General features: G+C 40.5%; 8 protein-coding genes. 1 reads left to right on the top strand and 7 read right to left on the bottom strand.

What is annotated here, in order from left to right:
- Nucleotides 1-165: 165 nt before the first annotated feature.
- The 7 genes from ACQKKK_RS26140 to ACQKKK_RS26110 all read right to left on the bottom strand — a co-directional run bounded on the left by ACQKKK_RS26140 (nucleotide 166) and on the right by ACQKKK_RS26110 (nucleotide 5429).
- Nucleotides 166-873, bottom strand: coding sequence for a cytochrome c biogenesis CcdA family protein (locus tag ACQKKK_RS26140; protein ID WP_427620005.1), 708 nt, complete (start codon nucleotides 871-873; stop codon nucleotides 166-168).
- Between the two features lie 43 nt (nucleotides 874-916).
- Entirely contained in the window at nucleotides 917-1150 is a 234-nt protein-coding gene (locus tag ACQKKK_RS26135) for a hypothetical protein (protein WP_427620004.1), read from the bottom strand.
- Nucleotides 1151-1848: 698 nt separating this feature from the next.
- Nucleotides 1849-2490, bottom strand: coding sequence for a response regulator (locus ACQKKK_RS26130; RefSeq protein ID WP_427620006.1), 642 nt, complete (start codon nucleotides 2488-2490; stop codon nucleotides 1849-1851).
- Nucleotides 2483-3529: a sensor histidine kinase gene (locus ACQKKK_RS26125; protein ID WP_427620003.1), complete on the bottom strand. Its 1047-nt coding sequence runs from the start codon at nucleotides 3527-3529 to the stop codon at nucleotides 2483-2485. Before ACQKKK_RS26125 ends, ACQKKK_RS26130 begins: the two co-directional genes overlap by 8 nt.
- Nucleotides 3526-4272, bottom strand: a complete 747-nt coding sequence (gene liaF, locus ACQKKK_RS26120) for a cell wall-active antibiotics response protein LiaF (protein WP_318687945.1) — start codon at nucleotides 4270-4272, stop codon at nucleotides 3526-3528. Before liaF ends, ACQKKK_RS26125 begins: the two co-directional genes overlap by 4 nt.
- A gap of 157 nt (nucleotides 4273-4429) precedes the next feature.
- A complete protein-coding gene (locus tag ACQKKK_RS26115; RefSeq protein WP_427620002.1) occupies nucleotides 4430-5065 on the bottom strand; it encodes a PspA/IM30 family protein in 636 nt (211 codons plus the stop codon).
- A gap of 19 nt (nucleotides 5066-5084) precedes the next feature.
- Nucleotides 5085-5429 (bottom strand): flagellar basal body rod protein, encoded by a 345-nt coding sequence (locus ACQKKK_RS26110; RefSeq protein ID WP_427620001.1) that lies wholly within the window; start codon nucleotides 5427-5429, stop codon nucleotides 5085-5087.
- A 233-nt stretch (nucleotides 5430-5662) separates the two neighbouring features.
- On the opposite strand from ACQKKK_RS26110, the gene ACQKKK_RS26105 reads away from it, so the two are divergent.
- Nucleotides 5663-6409 (top strand): hypothetical protein (locus ACQKKK_RS26105; RefSeq protein ID WP_427620000.1); only part of this gene is annotated, 747 nt, incomplete at its 3' end.

Raw genomic sequence — 6409 nt, 5'->3', positions numbered from 1 at the left:
TGCGGGAGCAGCGGGACAGGTGAGACCCCACAGGCGTTTACGCCGAGGAGGCTCACCGCCCGCCCCGCGGAAAGCGAGCATCTGGAGGGGAAATCCACCACACCGCACTAAATAGCAACAAAGTATGCGAAAACAGCCTTTATTTATTATGTATGATTCATGATCTCAGAAACCTTTAAAACCCCCGAATACGTGATTTGTCAGAAAGAAAGTTATGTTAGTCATCCAATCAAAAAATAAGATAATCCCCATAGCAATTGTGAGATATCCGCCAATTTTTGTGAAGTTACGATTATACTTCCTTATCCAGCCTGATTTCCCGATAAAAAATGACATGATGAAGAATGGGATTGAAAATCCAAGTATATAAGCAATCATATAGAGTAAGCCTTGTCCCGTATATAAACCGAGAGTCATGACAGCCCCTAATATCGGACCGACACATGGAGTCCAACCAGCTGCATAACCAATACCAATCAAAATAGAACCGATATATCCGGATGGACGGTTTTTAAAGGTCATTTTCCTATCCTTCATTAAAAATTTCGGCTGGAGAAATCCTACTATTATCAGGCCGAACAAAACGATTAAAACGGCCCCTGCTTGCCTAATCAAATCAATATATTCATAAAAGAATTCATAAAAGATCGATGTCGAAAGCCCAAGAGCAACAAATATGATAGAAAAACCCACCAAAAAGAAAAAGGTATGAAGCAGTGCCTTTCGATTGAATTTGTTACTTTCGTCTTTTAACTCACTAACTGATAAACCTGTAATATAAGATAAAAAGGCAGGATATAATGGTAAACAACACGGAGATATGAAGGATAGTATTCCTGCACTAAATGCTATAAAGATATTTAAATCCACCAATCAAAATTCCCCCTTTTGCATGTTTCAAGACTCTTCATAACTCTTAAACCTCCATCCCTAACCATGATGCGACCACCATCAACACCCCAACGACAATCACCACAACCGGTCCTACAACAATTACACCAAATAGCAAAGAAACTAATGCATCAATGAAGGTTCGAACTGGCCCTGCTTTTTCTTTTTGATTCGCTTGCTCCGTTAATAAGTCTTCAAGATGACCGACTTTTTGCTTCAATTCCTGTAACTCTTGAACCACTTTTGTGTCTTGATCCATTATATTACCCCCTTGCACACACTTAACAATAAGTGTTAATTCTATCATTTGCATCCATTTTTAAAAAGTGAAATTGACTATTTTCCATCCTCGAACAAGTCTAGCTGTCTATTTCCATCCAATCCTTTATAGGAATAATATTTGCCTTCGTTCTTTATCGGATATATGGCAAGAAGCTCGATGCTGCAAATGAAGCTGGGTAATCTTGAAAAACTGTATAAAAAAGAGCATGTTTTGATCAAAACATGCTCTTTTTGCATACCGTTAGCGAAATAAGGGGGCAACCGTTAACATTAGCACGGAAAAGCAAAGCAGTATAGTAGTTGTCCTGTTTGAGAGCTTTACTTGTTTGCCATTTTTATAGAACCCTGAAAATTGAAGCCGGTTTTTATAGAGTATATAAAGTAATGGAAAAATTGCCAGACCAACAATCCATCCACCTGTGGTATTTTCTACGGTTATTCCAAAAATCGAATAGATTGAATTAATGATGAACCCCATGATCATTCCAATAACAAAAATAATGGTGATTATACGAAATAATTCTAAGATGACTCTTAACATCATTTCACCTGCTTTCTGCCTGCTTTCCCTTTATCCGTAAAAAAAAGGCTGCAATCAGCAACCTTGAAAGAACTTTACAGGATGGGATAATTCCCTAAATATAACAGACTTTTATCTTTGGTAAATAGACGCTCTTACTCCTCTTCTTGAACGAGCGAATGCTTAAATGCGTAAATCACTGCTTGCGTGCGGTCCTGTACGGCAAGCTTACTTAATATATTGCTGACATGTACTTTGGCTGTTTTCAGGGCTATGTATAGTTCATCCGCAATTTCCTGATTCGTTTTCCCTTTTGTCATAAGCAGCAAAATTTCCATTTCGCGGTTTGTCAATTGATCATGAAGCTGGGTAATCTTTGGGCGACGCAACTTCTCCATCATTTTCCCCGTCACTTCAGGTTCAAGTACGCTTTGCCCCTGGAACGTGGAACGGACGGCTCTCGCAATCTCGCTGGCCTTTGATGTTTTTAACATATAGCTCGTCGCTCCCGCTTCCAATGCCGGGTACACTTTTTCATCATCAAGAAAGCTTGTCACAATGATGATCTTTGCTTCTGGCCAACTCTCAATAATTCGTTTCGTCGCTTCTATGCCATCCATTTCCGGCATGACCAAATCCATCAAAATGATATCCGGACGCAATTCCATTGCCAGTTCGACAGCCTTCAAGCCATTGTCCGCTTCCCCGATCACTTCGATATCCGACTGTGCAGATAAATAAGCCGATACCCCTATTCTTACCATTTCATGGTCATCGACAAATAATACTTTAATCATCATGATCACCTCCAGCATTTAATAATGGGATTTTCACTTCAAGTTTCGTTCCTTTATTCGGAACGCTTACAAGTTGCATCGTTCCGCCTAATTCCACAGCCCGTTCATGCATATTTTGCAGACCATATGATCCCGTTTTCGACTCCTCGACGTTAAAACCGATGCCATCATCCGTTATCCGTAAAATGATCAGCCCATCACGAACGATCAATAGCACTTCAAGCGAGTCCGCCTTTGCATGTCTTAGTGTATTGGAAATCGATTCTTGTAAAATCCGGAACAGATGGTCTTCAATCCCCTTATCCAGAGTGACAGTTTCCATCTTCCAATTTATGTCCATCGTCACTTTTTGTGCCAATTCCTCCAGGAGCTCCTTCATCCCCGCCTGTAAAGATTTTCCCTTTAAGGCAACGGGTCTCAAGTGAAGTAATAAAGCCCTCATCTCAAGCTGGGATTGATGGATCATCTCTTCCACTATCTTGAATTGTTTCATTTCCGTTTTTTCCATATCTGATTGTGACTCGGTAATGGCCGACATGAACATCGAAGCGGCAAACAATTGCTGGCTCACCGAATCATGCAGTTCCCGCGCCAAACGGTTTCGTTCCTGGGAAACGATTTCCTGGATCTGTTTCTCCTGATCAATGGCCTTTTCATTCGCCATTTTTTGTGATAATTTGGTCTGCTCATTGATTTGCTTATGAATCAGTTGCATCCGTTCCACCATTTTAGCCATCTCTTGGATCGGATACGCCTCCTGTTGCGAAGGTAAGCGACCCTGTTCAAGTAAATATAGCCCTTCATCCACCCTTTCCAGCTGCCTCTTCCAAAACAACCCCGAAACGACACCATAGAAAAGCCCTACCGTAATGACCAGACTTGGCAGGAATATGACGAAGGGTAACCCCATGACCACTTTCTCCCACAATACGCTCCAGTCGGATAAAGGAAAAATAAAGAAAATCGCCGCCGGCAAGGCAAGGGAAAGTACGAAAGAAACACCAAGGGCAGTCAATATCTGTCGTGTCATTATGCTCATACCCGCTTCACCTCTAAATCCCCAACTAAGATTGAAGTGATGATATGGACCTTGTGATCCGTTTCATTGAACCCTTCCGTTTGGTATGAATAAATTTGATTAAAGACCCTGGATTCAGGCTTATTTTCAAAGATCCTCGCTCTGCCTGCAATGACAGAATGATGGACCCTTATTTCGATGCCATACGGTACAAGGACAGTGATATTGCCAATGATATTCCTGATGGAAATGACAGCGTCGCCTTTCGGTAAAATCGTTTTGCTTAAATCGATAACCGTATCACCGACCCCGCCCTGAACATTCACGGAATTCCATTCATATACATGCTCAGCCGTTTGTTGATGACCGAAAAACTTATTTTTAAATAGATAATCGGTCTTCAGCAATTGTTCCTTATTGATCTTTTCTTCGTCCGAATCATCATTTGTTAAAATGGGACTGACCCAATCAGGATTCTTTTTGGACTGATAATATAAAAGTAAAAGATAAATGAGGATCGCCATAAGGAAAAATCTAAAGACGAACATATTCAAGACAGTGATGATAAGGGAAATCAGCCCTATAAAAAATAGGATTTTCCCAATTGACCGTTTTGTGAATTTCCTGCCTAAATAGATACATCCAATTGAAAAAGCGAGGGAAAAAAGGAGACCTCCACCCGTAAATGAAATCTCTAAAAAAAGCAGGACGACTCCGATGAGAAGTATCCATCCCATATAGTCCGTCTTCATCTTGTTCAACATCGGTTCGCCTCCCCTGTATATGATCATGATATTCTTAAAAGGCACAGGAACCCGTGCCTTTTAAGAATACCATGAAATTATCACGTTCTGACAGCCTGTTTTCCCCCGACCTCCATTCCATAAGGTCAGGGGATAACAGCAATGCTTTAAAATACCTTTACGCTTCTTTCTGTTCCAGTTCCTTTTCAAGCTGGACAATCCTGGCATCGATTGTATGCCGATTATAATCTGTATGGACTTGATGCTCGATGCGATCGATATAATGCTCCATTTCTTCAAACATCGCTACCGGTTTGGCGTCGGAACTGCCTCCTTCTAAAACACGGTTGATCCGGTTGTTTGCCCGGGCAATATTCTCCCTGCCCATCAGTTCCATCCGCTTTAGATGCATATCCTTGAGCTTATGCTTCATTTCTTCATACTTCCGCTCCAGTTCAGCCAACTGAACTTCTGCACTTTTATGCGCCTCCTTCAAACTTAGCGCACGATCTTCATAGTGCAGGCTTTCCTTGAAAGCAAAGTCCATTAAATCCGTTTCTCCTGACTGCTTAGCAATTTCAGCCTGATGCTTACGTTTTTCAGCCAGATTTTGCGCTTGATTATATTCACGCGTAAACTCTTCTTTCAAAAGATATTGACGTTCAAGCAGCTTACCGACCTTTTCTGTCTCCTGCTCGCATTGACGTAAATATTGATTTAACATTCCAATTGGATTTTTTTGCTCCTTTTTATCCAACAAGTCGTGAAAATCCGCTGAAATCGTTTGTTTCATTCTTGAAAATAAATTACCCATTCCAATTCCATCCCTTCTATTAGTTCTTATTCAACTCTTTCCACTCTCTTTCAAAATTTGAGAATGGGTCCGTTTCTTTCGATACATTTTCATCATTTTCATTCCATTTTTTATAGACCAGGTAAAGAACATAAGCTGCTACCAGTCCTAATATCGCTGGGATATGGGAAATAGCCACTACAAGCACGATAAGGGAGATTGATCCCCAGGCAATCTTGGCTCCTGTCGATTCGGACTTCATGAACTGTTTGAACCCAAAGTATAGGATCCCCAAGCAAATCGCCAGGCTGATTAATGGACCAACATTCGCTAGCAACATGAATAATGCGATCAGTCCTACAATAAATAAACCAAATTTCTTCATTGTTTTCGTCCTCCTTTCCATGTATATATCTTATCTAGTTTTACGAGTTCGTATAATGAGCCTTAGCTATATTTTCTAGTAAGACTTAAGGCGTAGCTGCTATAAGCCCACACTAACTAGAATGTTTTGTTCCTGAATTTGAGAGGTTTACTCATGTTTGGGCGGTTTATTCGTGAGTTTGGACACTTCACTCAAGATTTTGCGGCTATTATACGAGATTTCATGCTCTACTCGTGAGTTTAGTTGATTTACTCGTGAATGGTTGCTTAACCTCGAGTTGTTTGATTTTCACCCAAGATTTTGCGGCTATTATACGAGATTTGATGCTGTTACTCGTGAGTTTTGGCGGTTTACTCGTGAATTTGGACACTTTACTCGTGAGTTTGAGCGTTTTACTCGTGACTTTAGTTGATTTACTCGTGAATGGATGCTTAACCTCAAGTTGTTTGATTTTCACTCAAGATTTTGCGGCTATTATACGAGATTTGATGCTGTTACTCGTGAGTTTTGGCGGTTTACTCGTGAGTTTTGACGTTTTACTCGTGAATTTAGACACTTTACTCGTGAGTTTGAGCATTTTACTCGTGACTTTAGTTGATTTACTCGTGAATGGATGCTTAACCTCGAGTTGTTTGATTTTCACTCAAGATTTTGCGGCTATTATACGAGATTTGATGCTGTTACTCGTGAGTTTTGGCGGTTTACTCGTGAATTTAGACACTTTACTCGAGAATTCAGCCGATTTACTCGTGAATGGATGCTTAACCTCGAGTTGTTTGATTTTCACTCAAGATTTTGCGGTTATTATACTAGATTTCATGCTGTTACTCGTGAGTTTTGGCGTTTTACTCGTGAATTTGGACACTTTACTCGTGAGTTCAGCTGTTTTACTCGTGACTTTAGTTGATTTACTCGTGAATGGATGCTTAACCTCGAGTTGTTTGATTTTCACTCAAGATTTTGCGGCTATTATACGAGAT

The organism is Peribacillus sp. NPDC006672 (assembly GCF_050274955.1).
GTDB lineage: Bacteria > Bacillota > Bacilli > Bacillales > DSM-1321 > Peribacillus.
Note: the sequence above shows the minus strand (reverse complement) of the source record. Positions and strands in the feature narration are given on the sequence as shown.